Raw genomic sequence first — 18,067 nt, 5'->3', positions numbered from 1 at the left:
GCCGCGGCGCCCCCTGATCGTGACCGGGCTCCATCTCGGCCTCGATCAGGCGGTAGAGCCGAGGAGGCGCCCGGTCCAGTCCCGCAGGGCCGCGACGGCTCGGCGCGACAGGGTCGCCTGCGGCAGCATGCTCGCCGACCCGTGGAAGGCCCCCGGCCACACGTGGAGCTCGGCCTGCACCCCGGCCGCCCAGAGCGCCCCCGCGTAGGCGATGGCCTCGTCGCGGAACACCTCCGCGCTGCCGCAGTCGACGTAGGCCGGTGGCAGGTCCGCGAGGTCGGCCGCGCGGCCGGGAGCGGCGTAGATCGACACGCCGTCGTCGTCACCACGACGGTCGCCGAGGTAGGCGTCCCAGCCGAACCGGGTCATCTCCCGGTCGGCGACGCCCACCCCGTCGAACTGCCGGGCGGAGACGGTCGCGTCGCGGTCGTCGAGCATGGGGCTGACGAGCACCTGCCCGAGAAGGGCCGGGCCGCGTCGATCACGGGCCAGGAGCGCGGTGCCCGCGGCGAGCCCGCCCCCGGCGCTCTGACCGACGACGACCACGCGGTCGGGGTCGACGCCGAGCTCGTCGGCGTGCTCGGCGACCCAGACGAGACCGGCGTAGCAGTCCTCGACCGGGTAGGGGTCGGGGTGCTCGGGCGCGAGGCGGTAGTCCGGGCTGACGAGGACGACGTCGTGCACGAGCAGCCAGTCGTCGTACGAGTCGAGGTTGCCGAGGTGGTGGCCGAACATCATGCCGCCCCCGTGGATCGCGTAGGCGCAGGCCGCCGGCCCGGTGCGGCCGATCCGCTGGACGACCGCGAGGTCGATCGGGTCGCCGAGGTGCCCGGGGACGGTGATGCTGCGCCTCTCGAGACCGCGGGCGCGCAGTCCTTCGTCGAGCTGCGCCTCCGTCGTCTCGAGCTGTCGCATCCGGGGCAGCATCCCGGTCTCGAGGCGGAAGCGGCCGCGGGCGTCCATCGCCTCCAGGAAGGGCGCGAACTCGGGGTCGAACGGCGGACGGGGCAGGGCGGTGGTGTCAGGCACGGGAGGTCTCCTCGGTGGTGGTGGTCGAACGGGTCGGGGTAGAGAGCGGTTCGGGGGCCGGTTCGGTGCGGCCGGGGTCGCCGCGGCCGGGGTCGGCGCGGCCGCGGTCGGTCCTGCCGTCGGCGGCCCGCGCACGGGTCGTCCCGACCGCGACGAGCGCGGCGGCGACGACGGCGAGCCCGAGGCCCGCGACCGTCAGGGCGTCCTGGAACGTGGCCAGACGTGCGGCCGTCCAGGTGGTCGAGGTGATGCTCCCGCCGACGAGCACGGCGACGACCGTCCCGGCCGCGGTGACGGCGGCACCGCTCGCGAGCTCGCTCGACGTGTCGACCAGGGCGGCACCGACCGAGGTGCGGTCGGCGGGCAGGCCGGTGAGCACCGAGGCGCCCGCGACGACCCCGACCACGCGCATCCCCGCCGCGACCAGCACGAGCGCGACGAGCACCCACACGTACCCGTGGCGACCCAGGGCGCCGAAGACCGCGAGGCCCGCGACGACCGACGCCGCGCTGATCCCCGCCGCCCGGGCCAGACCGACCCGCCGGACGAACGGCCCGACGAGGCGCCCGCCGGCGAGCAGCACGACGACGTGCGGAAGCGTCCCCACGGCGGCCAGGGCCGGCGGCCAGCCCCAGGCGAACTGCAGCTGGAGCGTCACCAGGTACGAGAGCCCGGCGACGGCGAGGCCCGACGCCGCCTTGAACGCGAGGCCGCTCGACACCAACGGACGGGCGAGCAGCGAGAGGTCGACCACCGGGTGCCGGGCGGACCGCTCCCGGGCCACGAACCCGACGGCGCCGACGACGGTCACGGCGACGCCGAGCCACCCCCACCCGGAGGTGCCACCCGACTCCACGAGGACGGTCGGCGTCACGAGGGCGGTGGACACGGTCGCCGTGCCGAGCAGCGCTCCGGCGACGTCGACCGGGTCGCGTCGGAGCCCCGCGGGGTCGTCCCGGGCGACACCGAGCCCGATGCCGACCAGGGCCAGGACGGCGATCGGCGCGTCGGCGAGCAGCAGCACCTGCCACGGGGCGACGGCCAGCACGAACCCGCCGACCGTCGGTCCGACGGCGAGGCCGACGAGCCCCGCGGTCGAGATGACGGTCAGCGCGCGGACGCGCAGGCCCTCGTCGTCGAAGAGGCGGAACGCCAGCGCCATCGACCCCGGTGTGGTCATCGCGGCCGCGACCCCCATGAGCACGCGGACGGCGACGAGTTCCCCGGTCGTCGTGACCGCCGCGGTGGCGAGGCTCGCCGCGGCCAGCAGGACGAGTCCCGTCATCATCACGCGGCGGCGGCCGACGCGGTCGGCGACGGCGCCGAACAGCAGCATGAGCCCGCCGAAGGCGACCGAGTAGGCGGCGGACACCCACTGCAGGCCCGTCGTCGAGGCGTCCAGCTCGCGGCCGATCGTCGGCAGCGCGACGTTCAGCACCGAGTTGTCGAGCATCTCGAACAGGAACACCGCGGACAACCCGGCGAGGGCGATCCAGGCGTCCGAGAGGCGAGGAGGCGCGTCGCCGGTGCGGAGGCCGGCGCGGCGGATGAGGTGGGGGCTGGGCGACACGAGGGCGCACTCCTTCGAGGGAAGAAGTGGCGGATCGTCCGATGCCGCGTGCGGGTGCGTCGCGGATCGCGACGCCTTTTACCTCAGTGAGGGAGACGATACACGGACCACCGGCGATGACGGAACCCGCGCCTCCGACCGCTCAGCGCGCGAGGGTGTCCTTCGGGTGCTCGCCGAAGCGGGCCAGGTACGCGGCCGAGAACCGGCCCATGTTCCCGAAGCCCCAGCGGCCGGCGACCTCCGAGACGAGGGTCGTCCCCGGGTCGCCCGCGACGAGGTCCTGGCGCACCCGGTCGAGGCGGACGTGTCTCAGGTACTTCGACGGACTGGAGCCCAGGTGCTCGTTCATCAGTTGCTGCAGGGTCCGGGTGTGCATGCCGGCTGCCGTGGCGATGTCCGCCGACGAGATCGCCTGATCGGCGTAGGCGTGGACGTACTCGGCGGCGAGTCGCAGGCGTTTCGTCCGCTCGGTGCGCAGGGTGTCGGGGACGTCGACCGCTCGCCACGGGAACACGTCCAGCAGCGTCCTGACGATCGCCGTCTGGGCGCCGTGGCGGGCGAGGGGAGGGGTCCGCGGGTCGACGATCGTCGGGGTGGCGGCGCCGAGGGTGCGCTGCCAGGCGGCGAGGGCGACGTCGCTCGGCACGGCGGCGTAGTCGAAGACGATCCGTTGCGCCGGCCCGCCGTGGCGTTCGGTGGCGACCTCCTCGAAGAAGGCGCCGTCGATGTGGACGATGCCGTGCCGGTGGGGTGTCATCACGAACGAGAACGACGTCTCGGTCGGGGTCAGGAACGGCCGGGTGCCCACGCTGGTGAGTTGCCCGGTGGGGTGGTCGATGGTCACGGAGCCCTCTTGGAACCAGGACACGACGTAGTCCCGCGACCACGGGATCGTGCCCTGCAGGTGACCGGTGAAGGTGCCGGTCTGCAGGGCCAGACGGGCGTCGCCGGCGGAGGCGAAGCGGAACGCGAACGGCTCCGAGTCGACGCGGGCGCGGAAGTCCCGGCCGGCGAGGACCGTCTGCAGACTGTCGCGCGCCTCCTCGACGTCGTCGCTCGACCAGGCGTCCCGGCGGAACTCGTCGGGTGCGCGCTCGTCCGGTGCGCGCTCGTCGGGCGCCGGTCCGGTCGCGGGCATGTAGGTGCTGAACACGGTGATCTCCTGGTCCTCCTCTCCGGGTCGCACGCTGGTGGGACGTGGCCTCAGCAATGGGGACGAGGGTCGAGCAGGTTTCGTCACGAATTGCCGACGGGAGGTCTGACGGACACGATGCCGCATCCACCGGCGGCTGTCCCTACTCCAGAAGACGTGCCCCGCCCCGGGGGGGATGCCCCGCCGCGGGTCGGGAGGGCGCCTGCGGGTCGGCAGGGCGCCTGCGGGTCGACGGGGTGCCGCGGCCGCGGCTCAGACGTCGCGGGCGAAGCAGACCGACTCGGCCGACCCGGCGTACGAGCCGAAGAGCGGGATGCTCTCGTAGCCCTCGCGTTCGTAGAAGCGGATGGCGTCCGGCTGGAGGATGCCCGTCTCGAGCACGATCCGGCGGGAGCCCAGGTCGCGTGCGGCGTCCTCGAGGGCTCGGAGGACGGCGGTCGCGACCCCCGATCCCCGCGCCTCGGGCGAGACGTACATGCGTTTGACCTCGACCGTGGCCGGGCCGACCACCGTGTCGGCGAGAGGGCGCAGGCCACCGCAGGCGATCGGCCGGCCGTCGTCCGCGCGGGCGACGAGGAACACCGGGACGTCGGCCGCCGACGGCGGCGTGCCCGGCTCGTGGTCGTCGCTGCCGTACCGGGCGTCGAGTTCGACCCGCTGTGCGCGGCGGAGGCCGTCGGCGTCGGGGTGGTCGAAGGGGGTCCGGGTGATCGTCCAGCGCATGGGTCGTCCTTTCGTGACAACCGTTACGGTAACATGCGTTACGATCACGGGATGAGCAGGACGCGTGACGTGGACGACACCCGGAGGCGTCTCTCGGACGCCGTGTTCACGACCCTCGCCGAGCGCGGGCCGACGGGGCTCACCCTCCGCGCGGTCGCCGAACGGGCGGGCTGCACCACGGGCCTCGTCCTGCACACCTTCCGGGACAAGCGGGCCCTGCTGCTCCACGCCCGGGACGTGCTCCACGAGCGCACCCGCGAGCGCTCGGACGCGCTCGAGGGCGATGCCGGCGACGCGGTGGCCGCCGTACGCGCCGTCGTCCTGGGCACCCTGCCGACCGACGACGAGCGTCTCGCCGAGGCCCGCGTGTGGGTCGGCTTCCTGGCCGCGGCGCTCGACGATCCCGTCCTGGCCGAGCGGCACGCCCTCGCCAGCCGCGCCTTCGCCGACCGTCTGACGCGACTGCTCGAGGTCGGTGATCCCGGGGGCCACGACGAGGCGGGCACCCGGGCGGCGGCCCTCGTCGCGGCGGTGGAGGGGGTCTCGAGCCTGGCGACCGGCGACCCCGGCCGCTGGACCGCGGCGCGCCAGGTGCAGGCTCTCGAGGTCGTCCTCGCCGCCGCCCTGCGGACCAGCGCCCCGCGGTAGCCGATCAGCCGCGCCGGTGGTCGATCAGCCCCGCCGGTAGCGGCTGCCGTCGCAGGTGTGGACGGCCGAATCGTCGAAGAGCAGCCGCAGGTCGTAGGCGGCGCAGTCGGCGAACGTGCCGATGCTGATGAACGAGGAGGAGCGGTGCAGTTCGCCCTTGGACGGGCCGTCGGAGCCGATGCCGGCCCGGTGGACCATCCACTCGACGTCGCGGGCGTCCTGGTCGAGGTAGCGCATGACGGCCTCGTTGTCCTCGTGCTGCCCGATGTACGCGCGGGCGATCGTGCTGCGGACGATCCGCAGCACCGGTGCGAGGGGCTTGCCCGGTGCCGCGCTCAGGCCCCCGGCCTGGTACAGGAGTCGTCGCGTGCCGCTGCGGAGCATGGCGGGGACGAGCGCTCGGACGAAGGTCGCGTTCACCTGCCGCTCGCGCTGGGCGGCCGCGTCCCCGACCATCATCACGACGGCGTCGACGCCGCCGAGCAGGGCGTCGAGGTCGAGGTCGTCGTCGAGGGAGCCCTGGACGACCTCGAGGTCGTCGTGCTCGATCGCGAGCTTGCCGGGCGTCCGCGCGAGAGCGCGGAGTCGATGCCCGGCGTCGAGTGCCAGTCGCGTGAAGTGCTGCCCGGTCTGCCCCGTGGCGCCGAGCACGAGAAGGGTGCGTGGAGTCGTCATGGCCTCAATCTAGGCGGTGTCTAGTATCTAGTCAATGACTAGTCGGGGATTAGGATCGAAGCATGTCGCAGCGGCCCTTCCACCACGGGAACCTCCGCGCGGTGCTGCTGGACGAGGCGATCGAGGTTGTGCGCGAGTCCGGCGTCGACGGCCTCTCGCTCCGCGACCTCGCCCGTCGGGCCGGGGTCAGTCACGGTGCCCCTCGGAGCCACTTCGTCGATCGGCAGGCGCTGCTCGACGCGCTCGCCGGAGCCGGGTTCGAGCGGCTCACCACCGCGGTGCGGCGCGCGCTCGACGGCGGGGGAGGTCGGACGGAACGCCTCCATCGCGTCGCCCGGGCCTACGTCGACTTCGCCGTCGACGATGCCGCGCTGATGGAGCTCATGTTCCAGACCAAGGTGACGACGAAGCCCGAGGCCGTGCGCGAGGCGGCGGGCACCCTCTTCGCCGTCCTCGACGGAGCCCTGGGGCCGACGGAGTCCGAGGCGTCCGGCGACGAGTCGCGCGACCACTTCAAGATGCTCTTCGCGGCGACGATGCAGGGCATCGCCTCGCTGGTCGCCTCCGGCCGCATCGAGCGCTCCCTCGGGGACCGCCTGGTGGACACGGCCATGGACACGATGCTCGACTCCGACCTCGGACGACGGGTGGTCACGACCCGCTGATCGGCGGGGGCGTCGGTCGCGGCGTCCTCCTCCTCGGGCGGTGCGCGGCGGGAGGCACCGTCTACGCTCGGCGGCATGCTGTCGTTGACCCGCGTGCGGGAGTCGTTCTGGTTCCTGCCCGCCGTGTTCGGGCTCGTCGCCGTCGTCCTCGCCGAGGTGCTGGTGACGGTCGACCGGTCCCTGCCGACGACGGTGACCGAGGGGCTGCCGCTGCTGGGTGCCCTCAGCGCCTCCGGGGGACGGTCGTTGCTCTCGGGCATCGGGACGTCGATGCTGACCGTCGCCGGGACGTCGTTCTCGATCACGATCTCGGTGCTCGCCACGACGTCGTCGACCTACGGCCCGCGACTCGTCCGCAACTTCATGGCCGACCGTGCCAACCAGTTCGTGCTGGCGACCTTCACCTCGACCTTCCTGTACTGCATCGTCGTGATGCGCACCGTCCACACCGAGGTCGACGACACCAGCGCGTTCGTCCCGGTGATCGCCGTCCACGTCGCGGTCCTGCTCAGCGTGTTCGACGTGGGGGTGCTGGTCTTCTTCATCCACCACATCGCCGGTTCGGTGCAGATCACCTCGTTGCAGGCGCGCGTGCTCGACGACCTCCGGGCCGTGACCGACGTCGTCTACCCCACGAGCCCGGCCGACGACGTCAGCCAGGAGGCGCGGGCCCGGTCCTCGGCGGACGGTCCGCTCCCGGCCGACGCGGCCGTCGTCCGTGCCGACGCCGACGGCTACGTGCAGACCGTCGCGTGGGAGGCGCTCCGACGCGTCGCCGTGCGTGACGGCCTCGTCGTCGACGTCGTCGCGATGCCCGGCCGGTACGTGATCGTGGGGGACCCGCTCGCGGTGACCAGCGCCTCCCCGGGGTCTGACACGGTCCGTGAACTGCGACGGGCGACCACCCTGGGGCCCGCCCGGACGCCTCACCAGGACGTCGGGTTCGCCTTGCAGCAACTCGTCGAGATCGCCGTGCGCGGTCTCGCCTCGGGGAGCAACGACCCGTACACCGCGGTGAGCGCGCTCGACATGTCGGCCGGAGTGCTCGTCCCGCTGTGGCGTCGGGGCGAGCCCGTCACGGCGCTGCTGGACGACCGGGGTGCACCCGCCGTCCTCGTCACGTGGCCGTCCGTGGAGGCGCTCGTCGACTCGCTGTTCCACACCGTCCGCACCTACGCCCCCGACCAACCGGCCGTGCTGGCGGCCGCGCTGCGCCTCGTCGAGCGGCTCGACGAGGTGGCCCCGTCGGCCCGCGCCGGTCGACTGGTCGATCACGAGACCGCCCTCCGGGACGCCCTCGCCGGCTGAGGCTCCCGCCGCCGACGACCGCACGCGTCTGCGTGCCGCGGGCGGGGCTCGGCAGTGCGGACGTGCACGTCGCGTCAGGACCGTGCCGTGCGCTCGTGCGCCATGCGTCGTGCGCCGTGCGCTCGTGTCGTCGCGCACTCGTGTCGGCAACTCCGGGCTGGTGCCGCAGCGCCTGATCCCGGGCCCGGAGTCCCGGGGCTCGCGCAGCTCGGTGCGACACCCGGCAGGAATTGCCCGCACCGCGAGGCGACGCGCAGAGCGGGGTGCCGGGGCGCCGGGGTGACGGAGTGCCGGGGTGGCGGCGGGGCGTGCCGGGGGTGCGGGCGGGCTCGGCTCCGGTCGGGACCGCGCGTCACCACGATTCCCGTCGGCAACTCCGGGATGGTGCCGCAGCGCGAGTCCCCGGGCCCGGAGGCTCGGGGCCGCCGCGGAACGACGCAGCACGAGGCAGGAGTTGCCGACCACGCGGCGGGGCGGGCGGTCGGGCGACGGGGTGGCCGAAGGAATCGGGGCGGGACGTCGTGCCGGTGGCGCGGCACTCGCGGGGTCGGCGGTCGCGGTGGGGCGGCACGCTCGGGGTCGGCGGTTGCGGCGGGGCGGCCGTCCCGGCGCGGAGCGCGGTGTCGGTGGTCTGACGTAGCGTCCTCGGTGGGAGGCGTGATGAGAGATCACCGGCAGTCGTCCGTGCGAACCGGCGTGCGCCTCCTCGGCGACCCCCGTGCCGGGTGCGAGGGCACACGGTGACCGCCGTCATCGGCCCCGTCGGGGGCGACGAACGTCCCGACCACCTGTTGCCGCAGCAGGCCGCCGAAGCCGTCCACGCCGGTTTCCCCTCTCCGGCGCAGGGCTACTACAACGGGCCGGTCGACCTCAATCGGCACCTGATGCGCGACCCCACCGCGACGTTCCTTGTGCGGGTCAGCGGCGACAGCATGACCGGCGCCGGCATCTTCGACGGTGACGAGCTCGTCGTCGACCGGGGGCTCGACGCCCACGACGGCCACGTGGTCGTCGCGGTCGTCAATGCCGAGCTCACCGTCAAGCGCCTCTCGTACCGGCAGGGGCGGATGGTGCTCAGCCCCGAGAACCCGGCCTACCCCGAGATCGTGCTGTCCGAGCTCGACGAGGCGACGATCTGGGGCGTCGTGACGAGGTGCCTGCACCGTGTCTGAGTCCGCTACGACATCCCGGTCGACCGCGTCCGAGCGCAGCGTCGCCATCGTCGACGCCAACAACTTCTACGTGTCGTGCGAGCGCGTCTTCAACCCGGCCCTCGAGGGGCGGCCGGTGGTCGTGCTGTCGAACAACGACGGCTGCGTCATCGCCCGTTCGCAAGAGGCGAAGGCGCTGAACGTCGACATGGCGGCACCGTGGCACAGCATCGCCCCGATCGCGGCGATGCAGGGCGTGGTCGCGGTGTCGAGCAACTACGAGCTCTACGGCGACATGTCGGCGCGGTCGGCCGAGATCCTGAGTCGGTACACCAGCGACCAAGAGGTGTACTCGATCGACGAGTCGTTCATCGAGCTGACCGGTTCGCTCGACGACACGATCGCCCAGGCCCGCGAGATCCGCCGCGCCCTGCGCAAGCTCATCGGGCTGCCCGTCAGCATCGGCATCGCGCCGACCAAGACCCTTGCCAAACTCGCCAACCGGGGGTCCAAACAGAACGCCGCCCTCGCCGGCGTCTGCCACCTGGGCAGCTACGCCCCCGAGCAGCAGACGGCCATCCTCGCGAGCGTCGACGTCGGCGACGTCTGGGGCATCGGTCGCCGCACGGCGAAGAAGCTCGCGCCGCTCGGCATCCACACCGCGGCCGACCTCCGCGACGCCGACGCGGCCCGCATCCGCACGCGCTTCGGCGTCGTGCAGGCCCGGGTGGTGCACGAACTGCGCGGGGTCGACTGCCTGCCGATCGAGCAGGTGCAGCCCGACCGCGAGCAGATCTACCACTCGCGGTCGTTCGCGGTGCCCATCACGACCGTCACCGAGCTCGAAGAGGTCCTGTCGGTCTACACGCAGCGGGCCGCGGCCCGGTTGCGCGGGCAGGGGTCGTTGACGCGCATGATGCGGTGCTTCACCGCGACCTCGCCGTTCTCCGACAGCGCCGCCCACACGAACCACTCGGTGTCGGTGGCGTTCCCCGAGCCCACCGACGACGCCGCCCTGTTGTACCGCTCGGCCATCGCCGCCCTCGGGCCGCAGCTCGAACCCGGCAAGCGCTACGTCCGGGCGGGCGTCACCCTGATGGAGCTCACCCCCCGTGACGAACACGCGAGCCTCGACGTCTTCGGCGAGGCCGACGCGGCACCGCCCGCCTATGGCGCCGTCATCGACCGCATCGCCGGCAAGTTCGGCGAGGACACCCTGGGGCTCGGCATCGCGGGTCTCCGCCACCGTCGCGGGTGGTCGATGAAGCGCGACATGGTGTCGCCCCGCGCCACCACCCACTGGGACGAGTTGGCGACCGTCAGGGCTCGGTGACCCGTGGGCGCACCTCGTCGGTCGTCAGTCGGCGGACGCCCGGCGTCGACACGGCCGCGAGGGTCGCCGCCACGATGATCGCCGCGCAGACGAGCAGCGTCGGACGCGTGCCGACGTACTGCGCCGCCGGCCCCGCGAACACCTCGCCGAGCGGCACGGCCACGAACGAGCCGACCATGTCGTACGAGTAGACCCGGGCCAGGGAGGCGCGGGGCACGTGGCTCTGCAACGACTGGTCCCACGAGATGGCGAAGATCTCGAGGGCGACGCCGCCCAACAGGAAGGCCACCACCAGCGCGGGCACCACCGGAGCCAGTCCGAGCGTCGCCACCGGCACCGCCGTGACGGCCATCAGCCCCACGCCCACGGCGAGGCCGTGCCGGGGCCGCCAGCGCAGGGCGACGACGGCTCCGAGGCCGAGGCCGACCGTCTGGGCCGCGACGACCAGCCCCCAGGCCGCCCGCCCGAACGACCCGTCCGCCACGACGGGGCCCAACACCGTCGTCGCCCCCACGAACGCGGCGTTGAGCACCGCGAACTGCGCCACCACGATCCAGACCCACGAGCGCCGGGTGAACTCCTGCCACCCCTCGCGCAGGTCGGCGATCACCGACGAGCCCGGGCCCGAGCCCGGTCCCGCCCCCGAGCCCGCGCCCGCGCCCGCCCCCGAGCCCGCCCCTGCGCCCGCGTCCGCCCCGCCGCTCGGCGGGGTGGCGGACCGGACGGGCAGCCGCAGCCGAAGCCGCGAGTACAGCACGCCCGCGAGGGCGAAGCCCGCCGCGTCGACGGCGAGGCCCCAGCCCGGACCGACCACCGCCACGATCCCCGCCCCCGCCGACGCCCCGACGACGCTGCCGCCGTTGAGGCCGAGGCGCAGCAGTGCGTTGGCGGGCCGCAGCAGGGCGTCGGGCACCGTCTCGGGCACGAGGGCCGCCGCCGCGGGCAGGCTCACGGCCGCGACCGCCCCGTTCAGCACGCTCAGCACGACGAGCAGCGGGATCGTCGCCGACCCCGTGACGACGAGCGAGGCGACGACGGCCTGCGTCCCGGCGGCGGCGAGCGACGTCCCGACGAGCACGACGTCGCGCCGCAGCCGGTCGGCGATCACGCCGCCGAAGAGCAGCACCGCGACGTTGGCGATCGACCGGGCCGCGACGACCAGGCCGAGGTCGGCCGCCGACCCGGTCAGGTCGAGCACGGCGAACGCGAGGGCGATCGGGGCGACGGCGTTGCCGAGCACGCCCGTCGTCCGAGCCGCGAGCAGCCAGCGGAACGGGCCGTGCGCGAGGGGGCCCCGGCGGTCGTGAGGGACCCGGGGGACCGAGGAGGCGCCTCCTGCGTCCCCGGTCACGGTCGCCTCATCGGGAACAGGGCGGCCGTCATCGAGACCGGGTTCGTGCCGGGCGTCCGGGGGCGCTGCGCGGCCGCGTGCAGGAGGGCGGAGGCGTGACCCACGTGGCGCACGACCCGCTGCCAGGTCTCGGGGTCGACCCAGAGCTCGGCGTCGGTCGAGATCTGGGGGCCGTCCGCCCGCCGCGGGGAGCGGCGACGCAGCTCGTCGGCCAGGGCGTCGACGTAGCGGGCGCGTTCGGCGTCGGTGTCGTCGCCAGTTCTGTCGACGGTGGGCGGGACGACGGGGAACGGCTGCGCCGACGACAGGTGCCGGTAGCGCTTGGCCTCGCCGCCGCGGATCGTGACCACCTCGACGATCTCGACGAGACCCACGCGCTCGAGCACGCGCAGGTGGTAGCTCGCCGTCGCCTGCGACAGCCCGAGCTCGCGACCGGCCTCGGCGGCGCTCATCGCGACGCCGGTCAGGGGCGACAGGAGGCGCAGGCGGATCGGGTGGGCCGTGGCGCGGAGTTCGTCGAGTGCGGACATGGGGCCATCGTGCAGGCCGAGGCGTCCGACCGTCAAATGGGTCTTTGGGGGTCGGCTACGCCACCGCGTGCCGGATGATCGACGACCCCCATCCGGGTGAGGGACGCCGAGGGGGTGCGCGCTACTTCGAGGTCGCGAGCCCCACGAGAGCGGCCGAGATGAGGCCGGCGCCGACGACCGAGATGGCGATGATGAGGACGTGGAAGAACAGGACCATGGGGGCGTCGGTCTCTCTGTGAGCAGGTGGGGCGGGGTCTGGGCGGAACAGGGCTCCATCGTACCGACGGCCCCTGGGCGCGGCACGTCCGGCGGGGCGTCGGTGTCGGCGTCGCGGCCTACGCTCGGACGATGACGACCCACCGCCTCGACCCCCGCACCGACACCGCCCACGAGGTCTTCTCGCGCGACCACGCCCCCGTGCTGACGATCGACCCCGGTGACACGGTCGTCGTGCGCTCGCTCGACGCCTCGGGCCACCTCGAGCCGCAGACCGTGCCCGGCGAGGTCACCCCGTACCTGTTCCCGACGCGGCGGGGTCACGCCCTGACCGGTCCGATCGCCGTCCGCGGGGCACGGCCGGGCGACATGCTCCAGCTCGACCTGCTCGCGCTCACCCCCGACGACTGGGGCTTCACGGTCGCCGCGGCCGCCGACACCCCGATCACCCGCCACCTCGGCCTGGTCGACGCCGAGGCCGCCTGGCTGCTCTGGAGCATCGACCGCGACGCCGGCACGGCCACCGAGAGCCGGGGCCTGCGTCGACCGATCGCGCCCTTCCTCGGCGTCATGGGACTCGCCCCCGCCGAGGCCGGAGAGCACTCGACCATCCCGCCCCGCACCTCCGTGGGCGGCAACATCGACTGCCGTGACCTCGTCGCGGGCACGACCCTCTGGTTGCCGGTGGCGGTCGACGACGCCCTGCTCTACCTCGGCGACGGGCACGCGGCCCAGGGCGACGGCGAGGTCGGGGGCACCGCGATCGAGACCGGCATGACGACGGAGGCGCGGGTCGGCCTCGCCACGGACCGCCCGCTCTCGACGATCCACGCCGAGACCCCCGAGGCGCGCATCACCTTCGGCTTCGACGCCGACCTCAACGTCGCCAGCGGCGACGCGCTCGCCGCGATGGTCGAGTGGATGCGTCAGCTCTACTCGCTCGACGCCGCCACGGCGCTGGCCTTCGCCAGCACGGTCGTCGACCTGCGCGTCACCCAGGTCGCCAACCGCACCTGGGGCGTGCACGCCGTGCTGCCCCGCGACGTGCTCGTCCCCGCCTGAGCCGCGCCGCGCCTCCTGAGCCGCGCCGCGCCTCATAACCGTCGACCGGGGAAGGCGTTCGGCGCGCGACGCCCCGCGCGACGGTTCGCCGACACCACGGATTCGGCGCGCCGAATACCTCTGATCAGGGCTTTTCCGGCCGAGGAGGCGCGTCGGGCATGGCAGGATCGTCAGGTTCCGAGACAGCGGTGTCTCCACCCGACCGTCTCGAAAGGCGCTGCCCCCATGTCGTTCTGGGCTCTCTTCCTCATCGCGCTGGGCGTGTCCGCCGACGCCTTCGCCGTCGCCCTCGGCAAGGGCCTGCACATGACGCGGTTCAACGCTCGTCATGCCGTCGTCATCGCCGTGACGTTCGGCGCGTTCCAGGCGTTGATGCCGCTGCTGGGCTGGCTGCTCGGCTCGACGTTCGCGCAGTACATCGCGCCGTTCGACCACTGGGTCGCCTTCGGACTGCTCGCCCTGATCGGCGGCAAGATGCTCTACGAGGCGTTCTCGTCGGGCGAGGACGACGAGAAGGACACCGACCGGCTGAACCTCCGCGAACTCGCCGTGCTCGCGATCGCCACGAGCATCGACGCCCTCGCGGTCGGGGTGACCCTGGCGTTCCTGCCGGTCTCGATCGGCTGGGCGATCCTGCTGATCGGTGTGACCACCACCGTCCTGACCTTCGTCGGCGTGCTCGTCGGGCGCCGGGTGGGTGCGAGGTTCGGCAAGCCGGCCGAGATCGCTGGTGGCGTGATCCTCATCCTCATCGGCGTGAACATCGTGCTCGAGCACACGGGCGTCCTCGGCTGAGTCCTGCGCCGACCCAGCCGGGTCGGCGCCTCGGAGGCGCGGGTCGCGTCAGTTGCGCGGCATGCGCAGCTGCGCCAGCGCGGGTGCGTGGAGCGGCTGGGTCTCCCACAATGCCGTGAAGGTCCCGTCCGACTCGTCGAGCGTGAGGTGCAGGCGGTGCGGCGTCTCGAGGAAGACGAGGTCGACGTGCAGCAGGTCGGCCGACCGGGTGGCACTCGCCGCGACCGGCCCGGCGGAGCCGGCGCCTGAGCCGGCCCCGCCGACCGAGCCGTCGGTGACGACCCAGTCCTCGGCCTCGACCCGGACCACGAGGCGGGAGTCGCCCTCGACGAGGGTGAGCGTCGTCGCGGCGTCGGCCGAGGCGTGCAGGTCGACCAGGGTGAGGCCGGGCTGGTCGTTGCCGTCGGCCGCGGTGAACGACACGAGCCGGTCGGTGCCGGGGGAGTTTTGCTCACCGTCCCGCGCCTCCTCGTCCGCCGGCCGGACGGGTGCGGCGTCGTGCTCGGTGGGACCGGCCACCCCGGGCAGTGCCAGGTCGGCGAGGCGGGACGCCAGGGCGGCGTCGGCCGGGGCGTCGCCGACGCGCGCCGCGTCCGTCCCGAAGGCGGGCAGCAGGTGCGCCCACGCCGCGTCGAGCACGGCCTGCATGTCGAGCGACTGGCCGGTCAGGGCGAGCGCGACGTCGTGTTCGGGCAACACGACGGCGAACTGTCCGTAGGCGCCGTCGCCGCGGTAGCCGTGGCGGGCCCTCCAGAACTGGAACCCGTAGCCCTGCGCCCAGTCGGGGTTCGACTCGCCCGCGTTGGAGACGTGCGAGCGCGTGGCCTCGGCGACCCACTCGCGAGGCAGCAGCTGCACGCCGTCCCACTCGCCCTGCTGCAGGTAGAGCTGGCCGAGGGCGGCGATCGCGTGGGTGGTGGCGTGCAGCCCGCTGAAGCCGAGCTCGCGGCCGGACGCGTCGCGCTGCCACCCGACCTCGCCGATGCCGAGCGGGTCGAGCAGGCGTGGTCGCAGGTACTCGCTCAGCGGCTGGCCCGTGACGCGCTGCACGATCGCGCCGGCGGCGAACGTGCAGGGCTGGTTGTAGGCGAAGACGGTGCCGGGCTCGTCGTCGGGCGGCGTGAGCAGGAAGCCCCGGACGACGTCGACCGGGTCGACGGCGAGCGCACGGTCGAGGGTCTCGGCGCGGTGCCCGCTGGCCATCGCGAGCACGTGGCGCACGAGCATCGAGCGGCTGCGCGGGTCGGTGACCTCGTCGTCGAGTTCGGGGAAGTGGCCGAGCACGGTGTCGTCGAGCCCCATCAGGCCCTCGGCCACGGCGAACCCGACGGCCGACGACGTGAAGCTCTTGCTCAGCGAGTAGAGCAGGTGGGCGCGGTCGGCCGAGTACGGAGCCCACCTGCCCTCGGCGACGACCTGCCCGTGGCGCAGCAGCATGATGCTGTGCGGCTCGACGCCGGCGGTGGTCTCGAGGGCGTCGACGAACGCGGCGATGCCCGCCGCGTCGACGTTCTGGGCGGAGGGCGTGCTGCGCGGCAGCGTCGTCGGAGTCACCCCTCGACCCTATGCCCGGCCCCGGAGGCGCGGGTCAGGTCGGGTCGAGAGGGTCAGGAGGCGCGGGTCGTGTCGACGACGGGCGGCTCGGCCACCGCGTCGGCCACGACCGCGGCCTCGCGGGTGCGTTCGGCCCGGACGAAGCCGATGCCGACCACGATCAGCAGGCCGCCGCCGAGTTGCAGCGGGGTCAGGGCCTCGCCGAGCAGCAGCCAGGCGTAGAGCGCGGCGGCCGCCACCTCGAGCAGGCCGACGAACGACGCCAGGCGGGAGCCGAGCATGCTGCTCGCCGTGATGCTCGTGGCGTACGCGACCGCGGTGGCGACGACCCCGACCACGAGCATCGGCACCCACCACGGCACGATCACGTCGAACAGGGGCACGTCGGCCGCGGAGGTCGTGAACGGCACGAGTCCGGTCAGTCCCAGCAGTCCCAGCAGCCCGGCGCCGACGAGCAGGCCCGAGGCCGCCAGGGCGACCGGGGGCAGGTCGCCGCTCGGCCGGGCGGCGAGCACGAAGTAGGCGGCGCAGCAGACCATCGCCGCCCCCGCCAGGGCGAGCCCGACGGGGTCGAGGGCCACGCCTCCGCTCGGGGCGACGACCAGCAGGAGGCCCGCGAAGGCGATCACGGAGCCCACGAGCACGACGGCCTGCGGGACGCGTCGCGAGGTCGCCCAGGCCACGCCGACGAGCAGCAGCGGAGCGAGGTACTCGACCAGGATCGCGGTGCCGACCGGGATGCGCACCACCGCGGCGAAGTAGAAGACCTGGGTGCCGGCGACGCCGACCACCGCCATGCCGAGCACGCGCCACCGGGCCCGCCAGATCGGACCCAGGCGGCCCCGGAGGGCGAAGAGGGCGACGGGGGCGAGCACGACCCCGCCGATCAGGGCGCGGACCGTGACGGCGGCCACGGGACTCCAGCCCGACTCGAGCAACGGCTTGACGAACGGGCCCGAGAATCCGAACGAGGCGGCGGCCAGCAGGGCGACGAGCAGGCCGGCGGTGGTCGAGGCGGGGCGCCCCGCGGCGAGGGGCGTCGTCGCGATCGTGGTCGTGGTCGCACCGGTGCTCACGAGGACTCCTTGTGTCAGGGCCGTCGTGCACAATGGGTGCTGACGCGCCGTCTCTGTGGCGAGCGTAGGACCGCCTCTGACAAGGAGTCAACTTGCATTTCGCCCCTGACACCGAAGACGTCCTCGAGTTCAACGTCGCCCTGGTCAACACCGGTGCCGGCGCGAGTCGGTCCGGTGGCGACGAGCTCTCGACCCGTGCCGAGCTGACGGCCCTGCTCGACTCGTTCGCCTTCTCGGGCCGCTTCGACCGGGACGACGCCGAACTGGCCTCGGTGCAGGGCGTCCGGGCCGAACTGCGACGCATCTGGACGCTCGAGCGCGACCTGCTCGCCGCCGAGGTCAACCGCATGCTGGCCGACAGCGTCTCGTCGCCCCGGCTCGTGCGACACGACGGCCTCGACTGGCACCTGCACGCGACGAGCGACGACGCGCCCCTCGCCGACCGCATCCGCGTCGAGTCGGCCCTGGCGCTGGTCGACGTCATCCGCACCGACGAGACCGGCCGGCTGCGGGCCTGTGCCGCCGAGGACTGCGACGGGGTCTTCGTCGACCTGTCGCGCAACGGGTCCAAGCGGTTCTGCAGCGTCCGCTGCGGCAACCGCGTCAACATGATCGCCTTCCGGGAACGCCGGGCCGACGTCGACTGAGGTGGGTTCGCGTCGACTGCGGCAGCAAAGAGCGAATGAGTTGTGCACAACCAAGTCGTCCGCGACGTGCTACAGTCGCCGACATGACGACAGCAGCCGAGACGACGACCCCGGGCCCGGCGCCGGTGCTCGACGAGCAGATCTGCTTCGCGCTCTACAACGCCTCGCGTGCCGTCACGGCGCGGTACCGCGACCTGCTCGCGCCGCTCGGCCTCACCTACCCGCAGTACCTCGTGCTGCTGGTCCTCTGGCAGGGCGGCCCGACGACCGTCTCCGAGCTCGGCCACCAGCTGCAGCTCGAGTCGGGCACGTTGTCGCCCCTGCTCAAGCGGCTCGAGGCCCACGGCCTGGTCACGCGCACACGCTCGGCCTCCGACGAGCGCACCGTCGACGTCGCCCTGACCGACGCCGGGGTCGCGCTCCGCGAGCAGGCCGCCGGCTTCGCCGACCAGATCTGCGGCGCCACCGGTCTCGAGCTGACCGACCTGCAGACGCTGCGAGCCGACATCGCCGCGCTCGCCGCCGCCGTCCGGGCGAACACGGCCGCCCTCACCGACCAGCACCTCTGACCCGCCTCACCG

The 18,067-nt window shown here is 73.6% G+C and carries 18 protein-coding genes; 9 read left to right on the top strand and 9 right to left on the bottom strand.

The genetic code is table 11. The features are described 5' to 3' along the window. Positions 1–45: 45 nt before the first annotated feature. The 4 genes from ACIOSR_RS05355 to ACIOSR_RS05340 all read right to left on the bottom strand — a co-directional run bounded on the left by ACIOSR_RS05355 (position 46) and on the right by ACIOSR_RS05340 (position 4,475). The gene (locus tag ACIOSR_RS05355) at positions 46–1,029 is read right to left on the bottom strand and encodes an alpha/beta hydrolase (protein ID WP_402752013.1); all 984 of its coding nucleotides are present in this window, start codon (positions 1,027–1,029) and stop codon (positions 46–48) included. Further along, the gene (locus ACIOSR_RS05350; protein WP_402752012.1) at positions 1,022–2,599 is read right to left on the bottom strand and encodes an MFS transporter; all 1,578 of its coding nucleotides are present in this window, start codon (positions 2,597–2,599) and stop codon (positions 1,022–1,024) included. The genes ACIOSR_RS05355 and ACIOSR_RS05350 overlap by 8 nt, the downstream gene beginning before the upstream one ends. A 142-nt stretch (positions 2,600–2,741) precedes the next feature. After that, on the bottom strand, positions 2,742–3,752 hold the full coding sequence (locus tag ACIOSR_RS05345; protein ID WP_402752011.1) for a helix-turn-helix domain-containing protein: 1,011 nt from the start codon (positions 3,750–3,752) through the stop codon (positions 2,742–2,744). A gap of 252 nt (positions 3,753–4,004) precedes the next feature. Next, positions 4,005–4,475 carry a GNAT family N-acetyltransferase gene (locus tag ACIOSR_RS05340; protein ID WP_056046772.1) on the bottom strand — a complete coding sequence of 157 codons (471 nt, stop codon included), beginning with the start codon at positions 4,473–4,475 and terminating at the stop codon, positions 4,005–4,007. A gap of 51 nt (positions 4,476–4,526) precedes the next feature. On the opposite strand from ACIOSR_RS05340, the gene ACIOSR_RS05335 reads away from it, so the two are divergent. Further along, the gene (locus ACIOSR_RS05335; RefSeq protein ID WP_402752010.1) at positions 4,527–5,123 is read left to right on the top strand and encodes a TetR/AcrR family transcriptional regulator; all 597 of its coding nucleotides are present in this window, start codon (positions 4,527–4,529) and stop codon (positions 5,121–5,123) included. Between the two features lie 24 nt (positions 5,124–5,147). On the opposite strand, the gene ACIOSR_RS05330 is transcribed toward ACIOSR_RS05335, so the two are convergent. After that, positions 5,148–5,798, bottom strand: a complete 651-nt coding sequence (locus tag ACIOSR_RS05330) for an NAD(P)-dependent oxidoreductase (protein WP_402752009.1) — start codon at positions 5,796–5,798, stop codon at positions 5,148–5,150. 62 nt (positions 5,799–5,860) lie between these two features. On the opposite strand from ACIOSR_RS05330, the gene ACIOSR_RS05325 reads away from it, so the two are divergent. The 4 genes from ACIOSR_RS05325 (at position 5,861) to ACIOSR_RS05310 (ending at position 10,255) form a co-directional block, all read left to right on the top strand. Then, complete coding sequence (locus ACIOSR_RS05325) at positions 5,861–6,463, top strand: TetR/AcrR family transcriptional regulator (protein ID WP_402752008.1); 603 nt, start codon at positions 5,861–5,863, stop codon at positions 6,461–6,463. Between the two features lie 75 nt (positions 6,464–6,538). After that, positions 6,539–7,771, top strand: coding sequence for a DUF2254 domain-containing protein (locus tag ACIOSR_RS05320; RefSeq protein ID WP_402752007.1), 1,233 nt, complete (start codon positions 6,539–6,541; stop codon positions 7,769–7,771). 740 nt (positions 7,772–8,511) lie between these two features. Further along, positions 8,512–8,943 (top strand): translesion error-prone DNA polymerase V autoproteolytic subunit, encoded by a 432-nt coding sequence (locus tag ACIOSR_RS05315; protein WP_143048573.1) that lies wholly within the window; start codon positions 8,512–8,514, stop codon positions 8,941–8,943. Then, complete coding sequence (locus ACIOSR_RS05310; protein ID WP_056046762.1) at positions 8,936–10,255, top strand: Y-family DNA polymerase; 1,320 nt, start codon at positions 8,936–8,938, stop codon at positions 10,253–10,255. Before ACIOSR_RS05315 ends, ACIOSR_RS05310 begins: the two co-directional genes overlap by 8 nt. On the opposite strand, the gene ACIOSR_RS05305 is transcribed toward ACIOSR_RS05310, so the two are convergent. Together ACIOSR_RS05305 and ACIOSR_RS05300 are read right to left on the bottom strand one after the other, a co-directional pair. Further along, entirely contained in the window at positions 10,242–11,606 is a 1,365-nt protein-coding gene (locus ACIOSR_RS05305; protein WP_402752006.1) for an MFS transporter, read from the bottom strand. The two genes, ACIOSR_RS05310 and ACIOSR_RS05305, sit on opposite strands and share 14 nt — an antisense overlap. Then, positions 11,603–12,136, bottom strand: a complete 534-nt coding sequence (locus ACIOSR_RS05300; protein WP_402752005.1) for an ArsR/SmtB family transcription factor — start codon at positions 12,134–12,136, stop codon at positions 11,603–11,605. Before ACIOSR_RS05300 ends, ACIOSR_RS05305 begins: the two co-directional genes overlap by 4 nt. Before the next feature lie 348 nt (positions 12,137–12,484). On the opposite strand from ACIOSR_RS05300, the gene ACIOSR_RS05295 reads away from it, so the two are divergent. Both ACIOSR_RS05295 and ACIOSR_RS05290 read left to right on the top strand, forming a co-directional pair. Then, a complete protein-coding gene (locus ACIOSR_RS05295) occupies positions 12,485–13,414 on the top strand; it encodes an acetamidase/formamidase family protein (RefSeq protein ID WP_056047845.1) in 930 nt (309 codons plus the stop codon). A 225-nt stretch (positions 13,415–13,639) separates the two neighbouring features. Beyond that, entirely contained in the window at positions 13,640–14,209 is a 570-nt protein-coding gene (locus ACIOSR_RS05290) for a manganese efflux pump MntP family protein (protein ID WP_056046758.1), read from the top strand. A gap of 48 nt (positions 14,210–14,257) precedes the next feature. Here the strand turns inward: ACIOSR_RS05290 and ACIOSR_RS05285 are convergent, their stop codons facing one another. Both ACIOSR_RS05285 and ACIOSR_RS05280 read right to left on the bottom strand, forming a co-directional pair. Next, on the bottom strand, positions 14,258–15,763 hold the full coding sequence (locus tag ACIOSR_RS05285; protein ID WP_402752004.1) for a serine hydrolase domain-containing protein: 1,506 nt from the start codon (positions 15,761–15,763) through the stop codon (positions 14,258–14,260). A 53-nt stretch (positions 15,764–15,816) separates the two neighbouring features. Next, positions 15,817–16,839: an EamA family transporter gene (locus ACIOSR_RS05280; RefSeq protein ID WP_402752003.1), complete on the bottom strand. Its 1,023-nt coding sequence runs from the start codon at positions 16,837–16,839 to the stop codon at positions 15,817–15,819. Between the two features lie 92 nt (positions 16,840–16,931). Here ACIOSR_RS05280 and ACIOSR_RS05275 point away from each other — a divergent pair, with 92 nt between their 5' ends. Then, positions 16,932–17,486, top strand: a complete 555-nt coding sequence (locus ACIOSR_RS05275) for a CGNR zinc finger domain-containing protein (RefSeq protein ID WP_402752002.1) — start codon at positions 16,932–16,934, stop codon at positions 17,484–17,486. Between the two features lie 83 nt (positions 17,487–17,569). After that, positions 17,570–18,055: a MarR family winged helix-turn-helix transcriptional regulator gene (locus ACIOSR_RS05270; RefSeq protein WP_173151509.1), complete on the top strand. Its 486-nt coding sequence runs from the start codon at positions 17,570–17,572 to the stop codon at positions 18,053–18,055. Positions 18,056–18,067: the final 12 nt, after the last annotated feature.

The sequence above is a fragment of the Frigoribacterium sp. NPDC087798 genome, assembly GCF_044742985.1.
In the GTDB taxonomy this organism is placed as follows: Bacteria; Actinomycetota; Actinomycetes; order Actinomycetales; family Microbacteriaceae; genus Frigoribacterium.
The sequence above is the reverse complement of the archived record's forward strand: the minus strand, read 5'-3'. Positions and strand labels throughout refer to the sequence as shown.

Coding starts and splice junctions, on each gene's coding strand:
- ACIOSR_RS05335 (WP_402752010.1), top strand. CDS start 4,527: ATGAGCAGGACGCGTGACGTGGACGACACCCGGAGGCGTCTCTCGGAC.
- ACIOSR_RS05325 (WP_402752008.1), top strand. CDS start 5,861: ATGTCGCAGCGGCCCTTCCACCACGGGAACCTCCGCGCGGTGCTGCTG.
- ACIOSR_RS05340 (WP_056046772.1), bottom strand. CDS start 4,475: ATGCGCTGGACGATCACCCGGACCCCCTTCGACCACCCCGACGCCGAC.
- ACIOSR_RS05295 (WP_056047845.1), top strand. CDS start 12,485: ATGACGACCCACCGCCTCGACCCCCGCACCGACACCGCCCACGAGGTC.
- ACIOSR_RS05330 (WP_402752009.1), bottom strand. CDS start 5,798: ATGACGACTCCACGCACCCTTCTCGTGCTCGGCGCCACGGGGCAGACC.
- ACIOSR_RS05290 (WP_056046758.1), top strand. CDS start 13,640: ATGTCGTTCTGGGCTCTCTTCCTCATCGCGCTGGGCGTGTCCGCCGAC.
- ACIOSR_RS05320 (WP_402752007.1), top strand. CDS start 6,539: ATGCTGTCGTTGACCCGCGTGCGGGAGTCGTTCTGGTTCCTGCCCGCC.
- ACIOSR_RS05270 (WP_173151509.1), top strand. CDS start 17,570: ATGACGACAGCAGCCGAGACGACGACCCCGGGCCCGGCGCCGGTGCTC.
- ACIOSR_RS05300 (WP_402752005.1), bottom strand. CDS start 12,136: ATGTCCGCACTCGACGAACTCCGCGCCACGGCCCACCCGATCCGCCTG.